The sequence below is a fragment of the Paraburkholderia sp. WC7.3g genome, from assembly GCF_050436345.1.
Lineage (GTDB): Bacteria > Pseudomonadota > Gammaproteobacteria > Burkholderiales > Burkholderiaceae > Paraburkholderia > Paraburkholderia podalyriae.
The window spans coordinates 2387076-2405000 of sequence record NZ_JBNDMA010000001.1 but is presented as its reverse complement, the minus strand read 5'-3'; the positions used below and the strand labels follow the sequence as shown (position 1 = coordinate 2405000).

The following is a 17925-nucleotide window of genomic DNA, read 5'->3' as shown; positions in this document are numbered from 1 at the left end:
GGCGTCGAATAGCCGGCCGACATATTCGGGGCTTCCACTGCGGCCCGGAATCCATCGCAACAGGCAAAGCTCCGCCGTGTACAGGCCGTGGGCAGGTGCCGATTGGCGGCACTCGCTTCCTTGCGGAGTATGGTCGAACAGACCGAAATAAAGCGCGGCGATGAGACCCGCTAACAATACGACATGCGTAGAGATGCGTTTCATAGATAGAGCACGATCGGCGGAAAGAGTGGAACGAAGCGACGGTCCGAGTAGATGATGAAATCGCCGCCGCGCTGATGTCTGATCGCCCATTGCCGGAAATCGCTGTTATGGATCGGGTAGTAAACCTGTCCTTTGATAACCGGATCGCCAAGCGTAACCGGCGATTCCACATAGGGAATATAACGGGACGCCGCCGCTATGCCATCAAGCGGCATCACGATAACGCCGTTACTGCTCCAATGCCCTAGATACTGTGACCGCTGCCCGAGCTCATCGGTAAACGTGAAGTTATCTTTTACGTATATCCATGCACCCGTTACTTCGGCAGTCGTCTTTTGCGTACCAAATGGGTCCCTTGACAGTCGGACGTGAGCAATAGCGGCGTAGATTACGAACGATCCAAGCGCAGCGGTCAAATCGTCGGGGACACCTGTTCTCACAGCATCCGCCATCAGCTGTAGCTTGATTTTTTCGGCAAACGTACCGTCAACTTCGACGCGTTGGAACTGGAAAAATTGATGTAGATGTTGCGGATCGTCTCGACAGATATCGTGCGTAGATAGCTCGCTTCTGTGCTTGTAGAAACGGAGCTTGTTGTGAAGCACTTGAAGTGCCGCGGGTGAGCGGATCGCATCGTTGATCAGGTAGTCGTATTTCCGTCTGGCGCGAGCGAACTTCAGTACCCAGTCCATCTTTATCGTGGTTGTATCGTACATGTCAGGCGGATACGGTTTGCCTTCCTGATTGATCTCCTGGAACTCGTCGCTGGGGATTGCGGAATAGTTCAACCGGCCGGCAAACCATCGCTCCATTAACGTGGCCCCGATGGGCATCATTTCCTTGCGCAGAGCGTTCGGTATTTCCTGGATATCGAATGGCGGTACCGTCTTTTTCGGGGCTGCGACCTTCGCCGCTTTGGGTGGTTTGGGCGGCACCGGCGTATTCAACCATGTTCTGAAGCGGGAAACCGATTCCGCGACCTTGAGAAGGTCGTTAATCATTTTTACGGTTGGATCAGGTTTCGGAGACCTGGGCAGGCTCGGCACGGCTTTCGACTTCGCATCGGGCGGGGCCGGAAGCGGAGGCGGTTCGTTGTCCGTCGAGAGCGAGACCTCACGCACCATGCGGGCCCCGTCTTGCTTCTTCCAACGCCAAAACAGCTTGTCGATCTTGTAGTAAGAGAAATTCTCGCCGTGGTTCATAAGCGTTTACAGCTAGTGATGTAGAAAACAATGGAAGCGGATCGCCTCATACGTTCGAGTTCGACTACTGGGAATTAAGCATGGCCGTGATGCAATCGATCCGCGCCACCATTGTTCGTGAGTCAATCCGCGGCAAAACCCGGACGATTCTGAAAATGAGGCCGCAGGGGCGTCCCGCTGCCAAAATGCCAGCGCTGCGTAAAAGCCCAAGGAGCGGTTTTATTTACCTCGTAGGTCCCTTTGTAACAGAGCAGAATTTGCCGATTGCGATATAAAGCGAAGCAAAGCCGTATCGATTAGTAATTCTCCAATGCAGCAATTCATAAAACGGTGCATGGAAGGTTTCACCTGCATAGCCGTCGATCGAGCGACGAACGTTGCCCTCCGCGCTCGCGACCCGCATCCCGCTATTTGGCTGTAAGCTCCTGTTGACGGGCTCGCGTGGAGGCTGCGCGACCCGCTCTGGTGGTTCACGATTCGCAGACGCAACTCGTACGTTGTTGCCAATTTTTCAGGGGATATCAGTGATGAAGAGCTTCGCCATTAAACGAATCATGCTGGGCGTTTCGGTCGTCGCACTGGTGGCCGGCACGATCCCGCTCGCGGTCGCACAGGGCTCGACGGACGCCGCAGCCCAGCAGGGCGCGACGACGACCACCCCGAAGCCGACCAAGGCCGAGCGCAAGGCAGAGCGCAAACAGGCTCGCGCGAAAAAGAACGCCGAGTTGAAGAAACTCGAAGAGGCGGGCTACCAGCCGGCGCAGAACGATCCGAACTATCCGGACAAGCTGCAGGCAGCCCAGAAGAAAGCCGGCGTTGGTGCGCCTGCCAGCCAGTAACGGACAGGCGGACGCCCGGCGTCGCATTCATCGTTGACGAGGCGCCGGGCAGTTGCGAGGCATGATCATGGCAACCCGACATGAAGTGAAACGCTACACGGCGAATCTCTCCGACGAACTGCACAGCGCCGCCCTCTACGAGACGCTCGCGAACGTCGAGAAAGACGAAACCCGCAAGCAGGTCTATCAGGATCTCGCGCAATCCGAACACAGCCACGCGCAGGTGTGGGCCGACAAGCTCAGGGCCAACGGCATCGAACCGAAAGGCCGTGGGCATGCGGTCAAAACGCGCCTGATGAAGGGGCTCGTGCGTCTGTGCGGCGCGGACTTCGTGCTGCCGACACTCGCCGCCGCCGAATACGCGGACCGCAACAAATATCAAGGCCAACGCGACGCGGGCCACATGTCGGCCGATGAACATCATCACGCGGCGGTCGTGCAGACGCTCGCGGGCACCCGCGATACCGACCTGTCGCCCGGCGCGCGCATTGCGTCGGCCGAGTCGTGGCACAAGGGCGCCTCGTCGGGCAACGATCTGCGCGCGGCGGTCCTCGGCGCGAACGACGGCCTCGTGTCGAACTTCTGCCTGATCATGGGCGTCGCCGGCGCGGGCACCGCCAACCAGGCGATCCTGTTGACCGGCCTCGCCGGGCTGATCGCCGGTGCCTGTTCGATGGCGCTCGGCGAATGGCTATCGGTCACCAATGCGCGCGAACTCGCGAGCACGCAGATCGCGAAGGAAGCCCAGGAGATCGACGAGCAGCCCGAAGCAGAGGAGCACGAGCTTGCGCTGATCTACCGCGCCAAAGGGCTCGACGCGAACGAGGCGAAACGCGTGGCCTCGCAGATGATGCGCGACAAGGACAAGGCGCTCGACACCCTGACCCGCGAGGAGCTCGGTCTCGATCCGGCGGAACTGGGCGGCAATCCGTGGTCGGCGGCGGGCGTGTCGTTCTGTCTGTTCGCGCTTGGCGCCATTTTTCCGGTGATGCCTTTTCTGTGGACGCATGGCGTCAGCGCGATCGTGCAGTGTGTCGTGCTGAGCATGCTGGCGCTCGCGTCGATCGGCGTGTTCACGTCGTTGTTCAACGGACGCAGCGCGGGGTTTTCGGCGCTGCGGCAGATCATCATCGGGCTGATCGCGGCAGGGTTTACGTTCGGCGTCGGGCGCTTGCTGGGCGTGTCGATTTCCTGAGCGGGGCGATTCGCGGGCGCCTCGCGCTCACCGCCGTTGCGGAGCACGATCTGCTCTGGCGCGACACACTCGGCGCGCCGGCCCAATCCGCGCCAATCCCTTATCCCACAGGGCTTTCGTCGCCGAGCCGAGCGCTCGCGCCGCGCCCGGGTGTCGCATTTCCTCATGTGGTTGTCGCAATTAGTCGGCTAGCCGCACTTTTTTCTGGCAACTATGTAGGCACAGCGCGGACGGACGTCCGCACGCGAGGAGAGCATTCGATGAATTCCCCCAAGGTCGTGGTCGAAGGACTGTGCAAGGTGTTCGGCACCAACCCCAAACAGGCGCTCGCGATGCTGGCCAGCGGCGCCACCAAGGAAGAGGTGTTTGCCCGCACCGGTCAGATCGTCGGCGTCCACAACGCGTCGTTCGAGGTTCGCGAGGGCGAGATCTTCGTGCTGATGGGCCTGTCCGGCTCGGGCAAGTCGACGCTGATTCGCCTGATCAATCGGCTCGTCGAGCCAAGCGCCGGCAAGGTGCTGATCGACGGCCGCGATGTCGCGAGCGTGCCGCGCGCCGAGCTGATCGCGCTGCGCCGCAAGGACATGAGCATGGTGTTCCAGTCGTTCGCGCTGATGCCGCAGCGCAGCGTGCTGGCCAACGCGGCGTTCGGGCTCGAGGTGGCGGGCGTCGGCCGCAAGGAGCGCGAAGCGCGGGCGCTGACGGTGCTCGAACAGGTCGGCCTTGCGCCGTTCGCGCAGAAACTGCCCGCCGAGCTGTCGGGCGGGATGCAGCAGCGCGTCGGGCTCGCCCGCGCGCTCGCGGTCAACCCGTCGCTGATGATCATGGACGAGGCGTTCTCCGCGCTCGATCCGCTCAAGCGCAAGGAGATGCAGAACGTGCTGCTCGAATTGCAACGCGAGCAGCAGCGCACGATCCTGTTCGTGTCGCACGATCTGGAGGAAGCGATGCGCATCGGCACGCGCATCGCGATCATGGAAGGCGGCCGCGTCGTACAAATCGGCACGCCGCGGGAAATCATCAAGAACCCGGCCGACGACTACGTGCGCGCGTTCTTCGAAGGCATCGACACGAGCCGCTATCTGACCGCCGGCGACCTGATGCAGACCGATGCAGTGCCGCTGCTGCACTCGCCGCAGATCGACGCGTCGAGCGTCGCCGCGATGTTCAACGGCAGCGCCGACTACGCGTTCGTGCTCGATAGCGAGCGGCGGATTCGCGGCTTCGTGTGCCGCGATGCGACGGGCAGCGCGTCGCCGCAGCTCAACCAGATCGAATGCATCCGCCGCAGCGCGCCGCTCGACGACGTGGTCGCGCGCGTGGTGGCGAGCCGCGCGCCGCTGCCCGTCGTCGAAGCGGACGGCTCCTACTGCGGTTCGGTCAACAAGACGAACGTGCTGAACGTTCTCACGCGCCATCGAGGTTCTCATGTCTGAAGTCATTCCACTTGGCGCCTGGGTCGATCACGGCGTTCACTACCTGCTCGATCACGATGCGCAGACCTTCGACACGATCGGCAAGGTCATCGAGAGTTTTGCGGCGGCGGTCGAGCACGGTTTGCAGGCCGTGCCGATGTGGGCGCTGATGGCGTTCTTCGTCGGCATCGGCTTGTGGCGGGTCGGCTGGCGCTTCGCGCTGTTTACCCTGGCGGCGCTGCTGTTGATCTACGGCACCGGCTTCTGGGATCAGATGGTGATCACGCTCGGCCTCACGCTGTCATCGACGGTGATCAGTCTCGTGCTCGGCGTGCCGCTCGGCATCTGGATGGCGAAGAGCCGCACCGTCGAAATGATCGTGCGCCCCGTGCTCGATCTGATGCAGACGATGCCCGCGTTCGTCTATCTGATTCCGGCCGCGATGCTGTTCGGCCTCGGCCGCGTGCCGGGCATCCTGTCGACGGTGATCTTCGCGATGCCGCCCGCGGTGCGTCTGACCGCGCTCGGCATCAAGCACGTGAATCGCGAAATCGTCGAAGCGGGACAGGCGTTCGGCTGCACGCCGTGGCAACTGCTGTACAAGGTGCAGTTTCCGAACGCGCTGCCGTCGATCATGACCGGCGTGAACCAGACCATCATGATGGCGCTGTCGATGGTGATCATCGCGTCGATGGTCGGCGCGGGCGGCCTCGGCAACGACGTGCTCGCGAGCATCCAGCGGCTCGATATCGGACTCGGCTTCGAAAGCGGCATGTCGGTCGTGATGCTGGCGATCATTCTGGACCGCATCACCGAGAGTTTCGGCCGGGCGCCGGGCAAGGCACGCGCACCGCTGTTCGCGGGGCTGCGCCAGGCGATGAAAGTGCGCCGCGAGCCGGCGGCGCAACACGGCTGATGCGCTGATCCGATGCGGCTCTCGAACGTGGCCATGAAGCGCGACCCGATCGTCTCCACCGAAGCCGATGCGCGGCTGTGCGCGGTCGCCCACGTCGGCTTTCTGACCTTGCCGAACTTTTCGATGATCGCGTTCACGAGCGCGGTCGAGGTGCTGCGCATGGCGAACTACGTGGGCCGCGCGCAGCACTACCGGTGGTCGGTGATCACGCCGGACGGCGAGCCGACGCCCGCCAGCAACGGCATCACGGTGAAGCCGACCACCACGCTCGCCGAGGCCGGCATGCCAGACCTGCTGTTCGTGTGCGCGGGCTGGCACGTGCGCGAGTATGTGAACGACGCGGTGATCGCGCTGCTGCGCGAGGCGGCCGCTCAGCGCGTGCCGCTCGGCGGCATCTGCACCGGCCCGTATGCGCTGCTCGCGGCCGGGCTGCTCGACGGCTATCGCGCGACCGTGCATTGGGAGGACATGTCGCCGTTGCATCAGCGCTATCCGCACGTGCATTTCGACGACGAACTGTTCGTGATCGACCGCGACCGGCTGACCTGCACCGGTGGCACCGCGCCGCTCGATCTGATGCTGCATCTGGTCGGCATGCGGCTTGGCTCCGCGGTGGCCGCGCAGGTGTCGGAGCAGTTCATCGTCGAGCGGATTCGCGGCTCGACCGATTACCAGCACATTCCGGTCGACGCGCGGGTCGGCCTGTCGCGCGCTGAACTGATCGAAGTGGTGCGGCTGATGGAAGCGAACATCGAGGAGCCGCTATCGCTCGACGAACTCGCGCGGCTCGTCAAGCTGTCGCAGCGTCATTTGCAGCGGATGTTCAAGCTGTTCCTGAACGTGTCGCCGACGCATTACTACCTGAGCTTGCGGCTGCGCCGCGCGCGCGAGCTGCTGCGCAATACCGACACGTCGATCGCGCGCGTGACCACGGTGTGCGGTTTTCATTCGCCGTGTCATTTCAGCAAGGCGTATCGCGCGCAGTTCGGGCATGCGCCGAGCGTCGAGCGGCGCTTGTCGGAGTAGCGGGGCGCGCGAATTCAGATCGCCTTCGCGCGGCCCGGAAACGTTTCGTCGTAGCACGAGCCATCGTCGACTTGCGCCGCCGTGCCACGCTGCTCGCGATACATCATCGGCGGCACGCCGAACTGTTTGCGAAATTCCCGTCCCAGATGCGACGCGTCCGAAAAGCCGCAGCTCGACGCGATATCCGCAACGGTCTTGTCCGAACTCGTCAGCAGCCACGCGGCGGTGCGCAGACGCACCAGCTTCGCGTACGCCTGCGGCGCCTTGCCGGTCTGCGCCTTGAACAGCCGCTCGAGCTGACGCGGAGACAGATCGAGCTTGCCCGCCAGCTCGTCGAGCGACAGCGCGCGGCCCACGTGCTGCTCCATCAGCAGGATCGCGCGCTTGACCTTCGGATGCGAGGCCGGCGCGAGACCGGGCGGATGCGGCTGCGGCGCGTTGCCTTTCTGCAGGTCGTCGACGAGCAGAATGCGCAGCGCCTTCTGCACCGTGGCGGTCTCGAAATGACGCAGCAGGATCGCGGCGGCGACGTCGATCGACGCACGGCCGCCGGAACAGGTGATGCGCCGCCGGTCGATCACGAACAGCCGGTCGGCGACCAGCATCTGTTCGTCGACCGAAGGAAAGCGCTCGATGAAATCCCAGTAGTGAAACCAGCTCACGCAGATGCGATGGCCGTCGAGCACGCCCGCGCGCATCAGCGAGAACACGCCGGTGCACATGCCGACCAGCGTCGCGTCGCGGGCGGCGGCGCGGCGGATGAACGCGAGCGTCGCCTCGCTCGCGGCCGGCCCCGAGTGCAGCAGTCCGCCGACCACCACCACGTAGTCGAATTTTTCGGCCGCCTCGAAGGTTTCCCACGGCGTGATCTGGATGCCGCAACTGGCGCGCACCGGAGCAAGGGTTTCCCCGATCACGCTCCACGAGCAGCGTACCGGCTTGCTGAAGTCGCCTTCGTCGGCGGACAGGCGCAGCAGGTCGACGAAACCCGAGAATGCGGTCAGCGTGAAGTTCGGCAGCAGGATGATGCCGAAGCGGATGCGCTGCTTCGTGGCGGTGTCGCGCGAGGGAGGGGCAAGCGTTTGAGCGGAATTCATGCGCGCGGCGGTTCGGCGAAAAGGAACGGCGAAAGAGGAACGAACGTTAACCGAAACGGTGAGGCAAGCATAGCACCGCGTGCCTTCAGCATCACCGGCGCAACTTGGGGCGCCTGTCGCAAATGGGTCGCGAGGTGTGCCCAGCGGCCCGCGTGGTGGCTCGGTTGACGACGCCATCCCACTGCGTTGCCGTTTTTATTCTATCGATCCGGCCCGCCGTGCGGTGCAATACGTACATTCCATCCGGGCGCATCAGTCAGCGCGAAGCGCTCCGGTCATCGCAACGCGCAAGGCCCAACGCACAAGGCTCGCCATGAACGTCAGCGTCTTCGATCTGTTCAAGATCGGCATCGGTCCATCCAGCTCGCACACGGTCGGGCCGATGATTGCCGCCTGCCGCTTCGCGTCGCATATCGAGGACGCGAATCTGCTCGGCTTCGTGCGTCGCGTCAGAGCTGAGCTGTTCGGCTCGCTAGGCGCGACCGGCAAGGGCCACGGTACCGACAAGGCAGTGCTGCTCGGCCTCGAAGGCAATCTGCCGGACCGGCTCGACCCGGACCTGATCGAGCCGCGGCTGCTCGCGATCCGCGCGGCCAAACAGCTCGTGCTGCTCGGCAAGCATCCGGTCGCGTTCGACGAGCGCGAACATGTCGGCTTCTACCGCAAGCTGATGCCGGGCGCACCGGGTTCGGGCGTCGTGCATCCGAACGGCATGCGCTTTCAGGCCTTCGACGAAAACGGTCAGTTGCTCGTCGAAAAAGAGTATTACTCGATCGGCGGCGGCTTCGTCGTCAATCGCGACGGGGATCGCGTGAACGGACAGCGCGCCAACGCGGAGGTGCCGTATCCGTTTCGCACCGGCGACGATCTGATGCGGGTGTGCCGCGAAAGCGGTCTGTCGATCGCCGAAGTGACGTTGCGCAACGAATCCGCGACGCGGCCCGAGTCCGAAGTGCGCGAAGGCCTGCTGGCGATCTGGCGCACGATGGCCGCGTCCGTCGAGCGCGGCTGCAAGGCGCGCGGCGAGCTGCCCGGTCCGATGCGCGTGAAGCGCCGCGCGGCCGAGCTGTGCGAGCGACTGCGCACGCACTCGGAGGAATCGCTGCGCGACCCGCTGTCGATGCTCGACTGGGTCAACCTGTACGCGATGGCGGTCAACGAGGAAAACGCCGCGGGCGGCCGGGTCGTCACCGCGCCGACCAACGGCGCGGCCGGCGTGATCCCGGCAGTGCTGCACTACTACGTGAAGTTCATGCATGCGGCGAGCGACGCGGGCATCGTCGACTTCCTGCTGACCGCCGCGGCGATCGGCATCATCTACAAGGAAACCGCATCGATCTCCGGCGCCGAAGTGGGCTGCCAGGGCGAAGTGGGGGTGGCCTGCTCGATGGCCGCCGCGGCGCTCGCGGCCGTGATGGGCGGTACGCCCACCCAGGTCGAGAACGCCGCCGAAATCGGCATGGAACACAACCTCGGCATGACGTGCGATCCGGTCGGCGGGCTGGTGCAGATCCCGTGCATCGAGCGCAACGCGATGGGCGCGATCAAGGCGATCAACGCGGCGCGCCTCGCGATGAAGGGCGACGGCAAGCACGTGGTGTCGCTCGACAGCGTGATCCGGACGATGCGCGAAACCGGCGCCGACATGAAGACGAAATACAAGGAGACGTCGCGCGGTGGACTCGCCGTGAACGTCATCGAGTGTTGAAGCACACAGCATCAGCAAAACCGCAAAGGACCAACGATGAGCCGCTATTCGATATTCAGCCTGCTGCGCAACGGGATGTCGTATCACGAGAACTGGGAGCGGCAATGGCGCAGCCCCGAGCCCAAACGTGAGTACGACGTCGTGATCGTCGGCGGCGGCGGGCATGGTCTCGCGACCGCGTACTACCTCGCCAAGGAGCACGGCGTGCGCAATGTCGCGGTGCTCGAGAAGGGCTGGATCGGCGGCGGCAATACCGCGCGCAATACGACGATCGTGCGTTCGAACTATCTGTGGGACGAGTCCGCCGGGCTCTACGAGAAAGCGATGAAGCTGTGGGAAGGGCTCGCGCAGGATCTGAACTACAACGTGATGTTCAGCCAGCGCGGCGTGATGAATCTCGCGCATACGCTGCAGGATGTGCGCGACACCGAACGCCGCGTCAACGCGAACCGTCTGAACGGCGTCGATGCCGAATTCCTCACGCCCGCCCAGATCAAGGAACTCGAGCCGACCATCAATCTGAACAGCCGCTACCCGGTGCTCGGCGCATCGATCCAGCGGCGCGGCGGCGTCGCGCGGCACGACGCGGTGGCCTGGGGTTTCGCGCGCGGCGCGGACCAGGCCGGCGTCGATATCGTGCAGAACTGCCAGGTCGTCGGCATTCGCCGCAACGGCAGCCAGGTGACGGGCGTCGACACGACCAAGGGCTTCATCAAGGCAAAGAAGGTCGCGGTGGTCACGGCCGGCAACACGTCGACGCTCGCCGATATGGCCGGCGTGCGGCTGCCGCTCGAAAGCCATCCGTTGCAGGCGCTGGTGTCGGAGCCGATCAAGCCGGTCGTCAACACGGTCGTGATGTCGAACGCGGTCCACGCGTATATCAGCCAGTCCGACAAAGGCGATCTCGTGATCGGCGCGGGCGTCGATCAATACACGGGCTTTGGCCAGCGCGGCAGCTTCCATATCATCGAGGGCACGCTCGAGGCGATCGTCGAAATGTTCCCGGTGTTTTCTCGCGTGCGGATGAACCGGCAGTGGGGCGGCATCGTCGATGTGTCGCCGGACGCGTGCCCGATCATCAGCAAGACCGACGTCAAGGGGCTGTATTTCAACTGCGGATGGGGGACGGGCGGCTTCAAGGCGACGCCCGGCTCGGGATGGGTCTTTGCGCACACGATCGCGAAGGACGAACCGCATCCGTTGAATGCGCCGTTCTCGCTGGATCGGTTCTATACCGGTCATCTGATCGATGAGCACGGCGCGGCCGCCGTGGCTCACTAAGGCTACGCGCCGCAACGAAGAGGAGACACAGATGCTGCTGATCGAATGCCCGTGGTGCGGTCCCCGCGCCGAAACCGAATTCTCGTGCGGCGGCGAGGCGGACATCGTCCGCCCGCTCGACACCGACACGCTCACCGACCAGCAATGGGGCGACTATCTGTTCATGCGCAAGAACCCGCGCGGCGTGCATCGCGAGCAGTGGCTGCATGCACAAGGCTGCCGCCGCTGGTTCAAGGCGCAGCGCGACACCGTCAGCTACGCATTCCAGGGCTACCAGACGTTCGAGCGACCCTTGCCGTCGCTCGACAGTAGCGACGCACAGGCAGGCAACAAGCAAGAGGGCAAAGCATCATGAGCCAGAAAGACCGACTCCCGACCGGTGGCCGGATCAACCGCGCGATCGCGCTCAGCTTCACGTTCAACGGCGCCGAATACCAGGGTTATCAGGGCGATACGCTCGCGTCGGCATTGCTCGCCAACGGCGTGCATTTCGTCGCGCGCAGCTGGAAATATCATCGGCCGCGCGGCATCGTGACCGCGGGCGTCGAGGAGCCGAACGCGGTCGTGCAGCTCGAGACCGGCGCCTACACGGTGCCGAATGCGCGGGCCACCGAAGTCGAGTTGTACCAGGGGCTCGTCGCGAGCAGCGTGAACGCGAAACCGAGCATCGAGAAGGACCGCATGGCGATCAACCAGAAGTTCGCGCGCTTCATTCCGGCGGGCTTCTACTACAAGACCTTCATGTGGCCGCGCAAATTGTGGCCGAAGTACGAGGAAGCGATTCGCGACGCGGCCGGCCTCGGCACCGCGCCGCGACAGCGCGACGCGGACCGCTACGACAAGTGCTTCGCGCATTGCGACGTGCTGGTGGTCGGCGGCGGCCCGACCGGGCTCGCGGCCGCGCACGCGGCGGCCTTGTCCGGTGCGCGCGTGACGCTCGTCGACGATCAGCCCGAGCTCGGCGGCACGCTGCTGTCCTGTGGCGCGCAGATCGATGGCAAGCCCGCGCTGCAGTGGGTGCAGAAAATCGAGGATGAATTGCGGCAGTTGCCCGACGTGAAGATCCTGAGCCGCAGCACCGCGTTCGGCTATCAGGACCACAATCTCGTCACGGTCACGCAGCGTCTGACCGATCATCTGCCCGTGTCGCAACGCAAGGGCACGCGCGAACTGTTGTGGAAGATCCGCGCGAAACGCGTGATTCTCGCGACCGGCGCGCATGAACGGCCGATCGTGTTCGGCAACAACGATCTGCCGGGCGTGATGCTCGCATCGGCGGTGTCGGTCTACCTGCATCGCTACGCGGTGCTGCCGGGGCGCAACGCGGTCGTGTTCACGAACAACGATGACGGCTATCAATGCGCGCTCGACCTGAAAGCGGCCGGCGCCCAGGTGAGCGTGATCGATCCGCGCGCGGGCGAATCGAAGGGCACGCTGCCCGCGCTCGCCCGCCGCCATGGCATCAAGGTGCTGAACGGCACGGTCGTCACGGCGGCGCACGGCAAGCTGCGCGTCGCGTCGGTGGCGATCGCCTCGTATGCGCAAGGGCGGATCGCCGCGCAACGGGGCGAGCTGCCGTGCGATCTGCTCGCGATGTCGGGCGGCTGGAGCCCGGTGCTGCATCTGTTCGCGCAGTCGGGCGGCAAGGCGCATTGGCATGACGACAAGGCCTGCTTCGTGCCGGGTAAGGCGCTCCAGGCGGAAACCAGCGTCGGCGCCTGCGCAGGTGACTTCACGCTCGGCCAGGGCATCCGCTTCGCGGTCGACGCCGGCGTCGACGCGGCGCGCGCGGCCGGATACATCGTCGCGCGGCCGAATCCGGTGCAGGTCGCCGAGTTGAGCGAAACGAAGCTGGAACCGCTGTGGCTCGTCGGCGGACGTGAGCTGGCCACGCGCGGGCCCAAGCAGTTCGTCGATTTCCAGAACGACGTGGCGGCCGCCGATATCTTCCTCGCCGCGCGTGAAGGTTTCGAATCCGTCGAACACGTGAAGCGCTACACCGCGATGGGTTTCGGCACCGACCAGGGCAAGCTCGGCAACATCAACGGCATGGCGATTCTCGCGCAGGCGCTCGGCAAGACCATTCCCGAGACCGGCACGACGACGTTCCGGCCAAACTACACGCCGGTCACGTTCGGCACCTTCGCCGGCCGCGAACTGGGCGAATGGCTCGATCCGGTGCGCAAGACCGCGGTGCACGAATGGCATGTGGAAAACGGCGCCGCGTTCGAGGACGTCGGCAACTGGAAGCGTCCGTGGTACTACCCGAAGGCGGGCGAGGACCTGCACGCGGCGGTTGCGCGCGAAGCGCTCGCGGTGCGCACGAGCGTCGGCATTCTCGATGCGTCGACGCTCGGCAAGATCGACATTCAGGGCCCCGACGCCGCGAAGCTGCTGAACTGGGTGTACACGAATCCGTGGACCAAGCTCGAAGTCGGCAAGTGCCGCTACGGCCTGATGCTCGACGAAAACGGCATGATCTTCGACGATGGCGTCACCGTGCGCCTCGCCGAGCAGCATTACATGATGACGACCACCACCGGCGGCGCGGCGCGCGTGCTCACGTGGCTCGAACGCTGGCTGCAAACCGAATGGCCCGACCTGCGCGTGCGGCTCGCGTCGGTCACCGATCACTGGGCGACGTTCGCGGTGGTCGGACCGATGAGCCGCAAGCTGCTGCAAAAGGTCTGTGACGACATCGACTTCGCGAATGCGGCGTTCCCGTTCATGACATATCGCGAAGGCACCGTGGCGGGGGCGGCATCGCGCGTGATGCGCATCAGCTTCTCGGGTGAGCTCGCGTATGAAGTGAACGTGCCGGCGAACGTCGGGCGCGCGGTGTGGGAAGCGTTGATGGCCGCGGGCGCGGAGTTCGACATCACGCCGTACGGCACCGAGACGATGCACGTGCTGCGCGCGGAGAAGGGCTACATCATCGTCGGCCAGGATACGGACGGCTCGATGACGCCGCACGACATCGGCATGAGCGGGCTCGTCGCGAAGTCGAAAGATTTTCTCGGCAAGCGCTCGCTCGCCCGCTCGGACACCGCGAAGGCGGGGCGCAAGCAACTGGTCGGGCTGCTCGCGGACGATGCGTCGTTCGTGATCCCCGAAGGCTCGCAGATCGTCGCGGGTCCGTTCCAGGGCGATACCGCGCCGATGTTGGGACACGTCACGTCGAGCTATTACAGCCCGATCCTCAAGCGCTCGATCGCGATGGCGGTCGTCAAGGGCGGTCTCGACAAGATCGGCACGACCGTCACGATTCCGCTCGCGAGCGGCAAACAGATCGCGGCGAAAATCGCGAGTCCGGTGTTCTACGACAGCGAAGGAGCACGTCAACATGTGGAATGAAACAGGCGGGACAGTGCCGGTCGTGGCCCGCACGCCCGGACGGCAAAGCGGCGTATGGCAGGAGTCGCCGCTGATGGGAGTCGCTGCGTTGCTCAAGCAGCATCAGGCAGGCGCGAGCGCCGCGTTTCGGCTCGGCGAGCGGCCGTTTCTGGAACTCGTGAACGTGCGCGGCGACACCCGCGACGCGGCGTTCATCCGCGCGGTCGAACAGGTGATCGGCTGCAAGCCGCCGGAACAGGCGAACACGGTCGCACGCGGCAACGGCTACGACATGGTGTGGCTCGGCCCGGACGAATGGCTCGTGCGTTCGGAAGCCGCGCACGACGCGACCCGTACCGCGCCGTTGCAGTCGAAGCTCGGCGCGGCGTTCGCGGGCGTGTTCGCATCGGCTGTCGATGTCGGCAGCGGCAGCACGGTGCTCGAAATCAGCGGCACCCGCACGCGCGACGTGCTCGCGCGCGGCTGTCCGCTCGATCTGCATCCGCAACTGTTCGGGGTGGGGCAGTGCGCGCAGAGCCATTACTTCAAGGCGTCGATTACGTTGCTGCCCACGGGCGCCGACAGTTTCGACATCGTCGTGCGCCGCAGCTTCGCGGATTACTTCGTCAGGATCATGCTCGACGCCGCCGAGCCGTTGATGTGCTGAGCGATGCGCGGCTCGCTTTGCTGATTTCGCCATGACGTCGACCCGCGCGGCCACCTCGCTTCTCACGGCACGCGCTTGCGATGAGCGCGATGCCGGCGCCGCGCTCGCGCTGCTCGATCAAAGTATCGCGCTGCGTCATCGGCGCATTGCGCTGATCCGCTATCTGCTCGCGCGGGAGCTCGGTGCGCCGCTCGAAGCGCGGCATCATGCGTACGTCGAGAAAATCGCGGCCCGTCTGAGCGCGGATGCGCTCGCGCGGATCGCCGGCGCAGCGCGTGCGCGGCTGCGCACGTAAGTCCACGCCGTATCAGGGCTTGCCGGCATCCAGCGCCGTGAGGATCTGATGCGCGGCGCTCACGCGCGCTTCGTTCGGAAAATTGCGATTAGCGAGCATCACGATACCGATGCGCTTTTGCGGCACGAACGCGACATACGCACCGAAACCGTTGGTCGATCCGGTCTTGTTGATCCAGACGTTCTGCTGCGGCGGCAACGGCGGCTTGATTTCGGTCGACGGCGTCCCGTTGAGGACCATCTCCAGCGAATTGCCGGCCTGCAAAGTGCGCAACTCGACCGGATACGGGTACTGCTCCCAGATCAGATCCTGGGTCAGCACGCCGGACTGGAAGTGGCCGGTATGCGTGTCCGTGATCGCGCGCTGCCACTGACTGTCGAGCGAAATCAGGTTCATGTTCGCCTGCACGTAACGCAGCATATCCGCGGCGGTCGACTTCACCCCGTAGGCTTCGGCGGAAATCACGCCGCCCGTCAGACGGACCGGCGCGCCGTCTTTCGCATAGCCCTGCGCGTAGTCCGGCATTTTCGCCGCGGGGACGTCGATGTAGCTGTTCTTCATGCCGAGCGCCGGAAACACGCGTTGCTGCATCAGCACGGTGAAATCCTGTCCCATCGCCTTCGCGGTGATCAGGCCGAGCGTGCCGATGCCGGAATTCGAGTAAGTGCGGAACGTGCCGGGCGCATGAGCGGGCTGCCAGTCATGGAAATACCGCAGCAATTGCGCGTCGTTATGGATGTCGTCCGGCACCTGTAGCGGCAGACCGCCGGGCGTGTGCGTGCCGAGGTTCAGCAGGCTGACCTTGCCGAACGGGCGGCCGCGCAGCGTGGGCAGATAGCGCTCCGTGCCGTCCGACAACGACAGCTTGCCGTCGAGCTGCGCATACGACGCGAGCGTCGCCGTGAAGGTCTTGCTGATCGAGCCGAGTTCGAACAGCGTGTCGCGGGTGACGGGCTTGCCGGTTTGCGTCGATGCGACGCCGTAGTTGTACACGTAAGGCTTGCCGTCGTCGATCACGCCGACCGCCATGCCGGCGATATGGTACTTCGCCATCAGCGGCTGGATCGCGGCATCGACGGCCGGTTTGAGTTGCGCGCCGATGGGCTCGGCCGCGTGGCTGACGGGTGAGATCGCGGACAGCATGAACAGCGCGAACGTGGTGGTTGTTATCAGTTTGAGCGCTCGGGTCTTCATTGCAAACGGGTCCTCGGTCGTGGAGTGTGGATCGGTGAATCGGTGGATCGGTGGATCGGCGATTCGGGGGAGGCTGCACTATCCGGCTTTCGCGAAACGCTGGCAAACGACGATATGTTGCGTGAGGGTAAAGAAAAAGTTATGCGCGGCAACGCGCGCGATGCCGGCGTTGTCGGTTGTGGCCAAACGCGTGTCGTGTTCGGCACAGGTGTCGCTGCGGGCGGCCGCTACGCTGGTGAAACGGTGCGCCGTGCAGCGTGCGGGGCGCACCGCTCACGAACATGGAGACGAGACAATGAGCAGCAATCGCGGCGTCGTGTATCTGGGGCAGGGCAAGGTCGAAGTGCAGTCGATCGACTATCCGAAGATGGTCGATCCACGCGGCAGGTCGATCGGCCACGGCGTGATCCTGAAAGTGGTGAGCACGAATATCTGCGGCTCCGATCAGCACATGGTGCGTGGCCGCACGACCGCCGAAGTCGGCCTGGTACTCGGGCACGAGATTACCGGCGAAGTGATCGAGATTGGGCGCGACGTCGAGACGCTGCAGGTCGGCGATCTGGTGTCGGTGCCGTTCAACGTCGCGTGCGGACGCTGCCCGACCTGCAAGGCGCAGCATACGGGAGTGTGTCTGAACGTTAATCCGTCGCGCGCGGGCGGCGCGTATGGTTATGTCGACATGGGCGGCTGGATCGGCGGCCAGGCCGAATACGTGCTGGTGCCGTACGCGGACTTCAATCTGCTGAAATTTCCGGACCGCGCGCAGGCGTTGGCGAAGATCCGCGACCTGACCTGCCTGTCCGACATTCTGCCGACCGGCTATCACGGCGCGGTGATGGCCGGCGTGAAGCCCGGCGCGACCGTCTATATCGCGGGCGCGGGACCGGTCGGCATGGCGGCGGCCGCGTCCGCGCGCCTGTTGGGCGCGGCCTGCACGATCGTCGGCGACATGAACGAGGCGCGCCTCGCGCATGCGCGCAAGATGGGCTTCCAGACCATCAATCTGTCGAAGGACGCGACGCTCGGCGAACAGATCGAGCAGATCCTCGGCAAACCCGAAGTGGATTGCGCGGTGGACTGCGTCGGCTTCGAAGCACACGGACACGGCAGCAGCGGCTCACACGAGGAAGCCCCGGCCACGGTGCTCAATTCGCTGATGGAAATCACTCGGGCGGCTGGTGCGATCGGCATTCCCGGACTCTACGTGACCGACGATCCCGGCTCGGCCGATGCCGCCGCGCGCCGGGGCAGCCTCAGCTTGCGTTTCGGGCTCGGCTGGGCCAAGTCGCATTCGTTTCACACCGGGCAGACGCCGGTGATGAAGTACAACCGCGATCTGATGCAGGCAATACTTTGGGATCGTTTGCCGATCGCCGATATCGTCAACGTGACGGTGGTGTCGCTCGACGATGCGCCCGAGGGCTACCGGCAATTCGACGGCGGCGCGCCGAAGAAGTTTGTGATCGACCCGCACGGGTTGTTGAAGGCGGCTTGAGTTTGGCTGGCCGCTAAGGCGCTGCGTGGCCTGCCGGTCACGCGCGCCTGATTCATTG

At 64.5% G+C, this 17925-nt stretch carries 17 protein-coding genes (1 of these 17 cut by a window edge); 13 read left to right on the top strand and 4 right to left on the bottom strand.

Annotated elements, in window-relative coordinates:
- Both OKW43_RS11100 and OKW43_RS11095 read right to left on the bottom strand, forming a co-directional pair.
- Positions 1 to 204, bottom strand: the beginning of a protein-coding gene (locus OKW43_RS11100; protein ID WP_429447202.1) for a hypothetical protein. The gene continues 219 nt to the left of window position 1, outside the view; only the first 204 of its 423 coding nucleotides appear in the window; its start codon is at positions 202 to 204; its stop codon lies beyond the left edge, outside the window.
- On the bottom strand, positions 201 to 1406 hold the full coding sequence (locus OKW43_RS11095) for a DUF6402 family protein (protein ID WP_429447200.1): 1206 nt from the start codon (positions 1404 to 1406) through the stop codon (positions 201 to 203). Before OKW43_RS11095 ends, OKW43_RS11100 begins: the two co-directional genes overlap by 4 nt.
- Before the next feature lie 80 nt (positions 1407 to 1486).
- Here OKW43_RS11095 and OKW43_RS11090 point away from each other — a divergent pair, with 80 nt between their 5' ends.
- The 6 genes from OKW43_RS11090 to OKW43_RS11065 all read left to right on the top strand — a co-directional run bounded on the left by OKW43_RS11090 (position 1487) and on the right by OKW43_RS11065 (position 6797).
- Positions 1487 to 1681, top strand: coding sequence for a hypothetical protein (locus OKW43_RS11090; RefSeq protein ID WP_429447198.1), 195 nt, complete (start codon positions 1487 to 1489; stop codon positions 1679 to 1681).
- Between the two features lie 252 nt (positions 1682 to 1933).
- Positions 1934 to 2245 carry a hypothetical protein gene (locus OKW43_RS11085; protein ID WP_429447196.1) on the top strand — a complete coding sequence of 104 codons (312 nt, stop codon included), beginning with the start codon at positions 1934 to 1936 and terminating at the stop codon, positions 2243 to 2245.
- Between the two features lie 67 nt (positions 2246 to 2312).
- The gene (locus OKW43_RS11080; protein WP_429447194.1) at positions 2313 to 3440 is read left to right on the top strand and encodes a VIT1/CCC1 transporter family protein; all 1128 of its coding nucleotides are present in this window, start codon (positions 2313 to 2315) and stop codon (positions 3438 to 3440) included.
- Positions 3441 to 3700: 260 nt separating this feature from the next.
- A complete protein-coding gene (locus tag OKW43_RS11075; protein ID WP_429447192.1) occupies positions 3701 to 4876 on the top strand; it encodes a quaternary amine ABC transporter ATP-binding protein in 1176 nt (391 codons plus the stop codon).
- Entirely contained in the window at positions 4869 to 5771 is a 903-nt protein-coding gene (gene choW, locus OKW43_RS11070; RefSeq protein ID WP_429447190.1) for a choline ABC transporter permease subunit, read from the top strand. The genes OKW43_RS11075 and choW overlap by 8 nt, the downstream gene beginning before the upstream one ends.
- A gap of 33 nt (positions 5772 to 5804) precedes the next feature.
- Positions 5805 to 6797: a GlxA family transcriptional regulator gene (locus tag OKW43_RS11065; protein ID WP_429447188.1), complete on the top strand. Its 993-nt coding sequence runs from the start codon at positions 5805 to 5807 to the stop codon at positions 6795 to 6797.
- 14 nt (positions 6798 to 6811) lie between these two features.
- Here OKW43_RS11065 and OKW43_RS11060 read toward each other — a convergent pair whose 3' ends face one another.
- On the bottom strand, positions 6812 to 7894 hold the full coding sequence (locus OKW43_RS11060; RefSeq protein ID WP_429447186.1) for a GlxA family transcriptional regulator: 1083 nt from the start codon (positions 7892 to 7894) through the stop codon (positions 6812 to 6814).
- Between the two features lie 313 nt (positions 7895 to 8207).
- Between OKW43_RS11060 and OKW43_RS11055 the strand changes: the two genes are divergently transcribed.
- From OKW43_RS11055 to OKW43_RS11030, 6 genes are read left to right on the top strand one after another with little or no spacing between them, the layout of a single operon-like run.
- Entirely contained in the window at positions 8208 to 9602 is a 1395-nt protein-coding gene (locus tag OKW43_RS11055; protein WP_429447184.1) for an L-serine ammonia-lyase, read from the top strand.
- Between the two features lie 36 nt (positions 9603 to 9638).
- Positions 9639 to 10883: a sarcosine oxidase subunit beta family protein gene (locus tag OKW43_RS11050; protein ID WP_187637801.1), complete on the top strand. Its 1245-nt coding sequence runs from the start codon at positions 9639 to 9641 to the stop codon at positions 10881 to 10883.
- Positions 10884 to 10914: 31 nt separating this feature from the next.
- Positions 10915 to 11238, top strand: a complete 324-nt coding sequence (locus OKW43_RS11045) for a sarcosine oxidase subunit delta (RefSeq protein ID WP_429447182.1) — start codon at positions 10915 to 10917, stop codon at positions 11236 to 11238.
- Complete coding sequence (locus OKW43_RS11040) at positions 11235 to 14237, top strand: sarcosine oxidase subunit alpha family protein (RefSeq protein WP_429447181.1); 3003 nt, start codon at positions 11235 to 11237, stop codon at positions 14235 to 14237. The genes OKW43_RS11045 and OKW43_RS11040 overlap by 4 nt, the downstream gene beginning before the upstream one ends.
- The gene (locus OKW43_RS11035; protein ID WP_429447179.1) at positions 14227 to 14883 is read left to right on the top strand and encodes a sarcosine oxidase subunit gamma; all 657 of its coding nucleotides are present in this window, start codon (positions 14227 to 14229) and stop codon (positions 14881 to 14883) included. The genes OKW43_RS11040 and OKW43_RS11035 overlap by 11 nt, the downstream gene beginning before the upstream one ends.
- Positions 14884 to 14914: 31 nt before the next feature.
- Positions 14915 to 15178, top strand: a complete 264-nt coding sequence (locus tag OKW43_RS11030; RefSeq protein WP_429447177.1) for a hypothetical protein — start codon at positions 14915 to 14917, stop codon at positions 15176 to 15178.
- A 12-nt stretch (positions 15179 to 15190) separates the two neighbouring features.
- Here the strand turns inward: OKW43_RS11030 and ampC are convergent, their stop codons facing one another.
- The gene (gene ampC, locus OKW43_RS11025; protein ID WP_429447175.1) at positions 15191 to 16372 is read right to left on the bottom strand and encodes a class C beta-lactamase; all 1182 of its coding nucleotides are present in this window, start codon (positions 16370 to 16372) and stop codon (positions 15191 to 15193) included.
- A gap of 295 nt (positions 16373 to 16667) precedes the next feature.
- On the opposite strand from ampC, the gene fdhA reads away from it, so the two are divergent.
- Complete coding sequence (gene fdhA, locus OKW43_RS11020; RefSeq protein ID WP_187637795.1) at positions 16668 to 17867, top strand: formaldehyde dehydrogenase, glutathione-independent; 1200 nt, start codon at positions 16668 to 16670, stop codon at positions 17865 to 17867.
- The last annotated feature ends 58 nt before the right edge of the window (positions 17868 to 17925 follow it).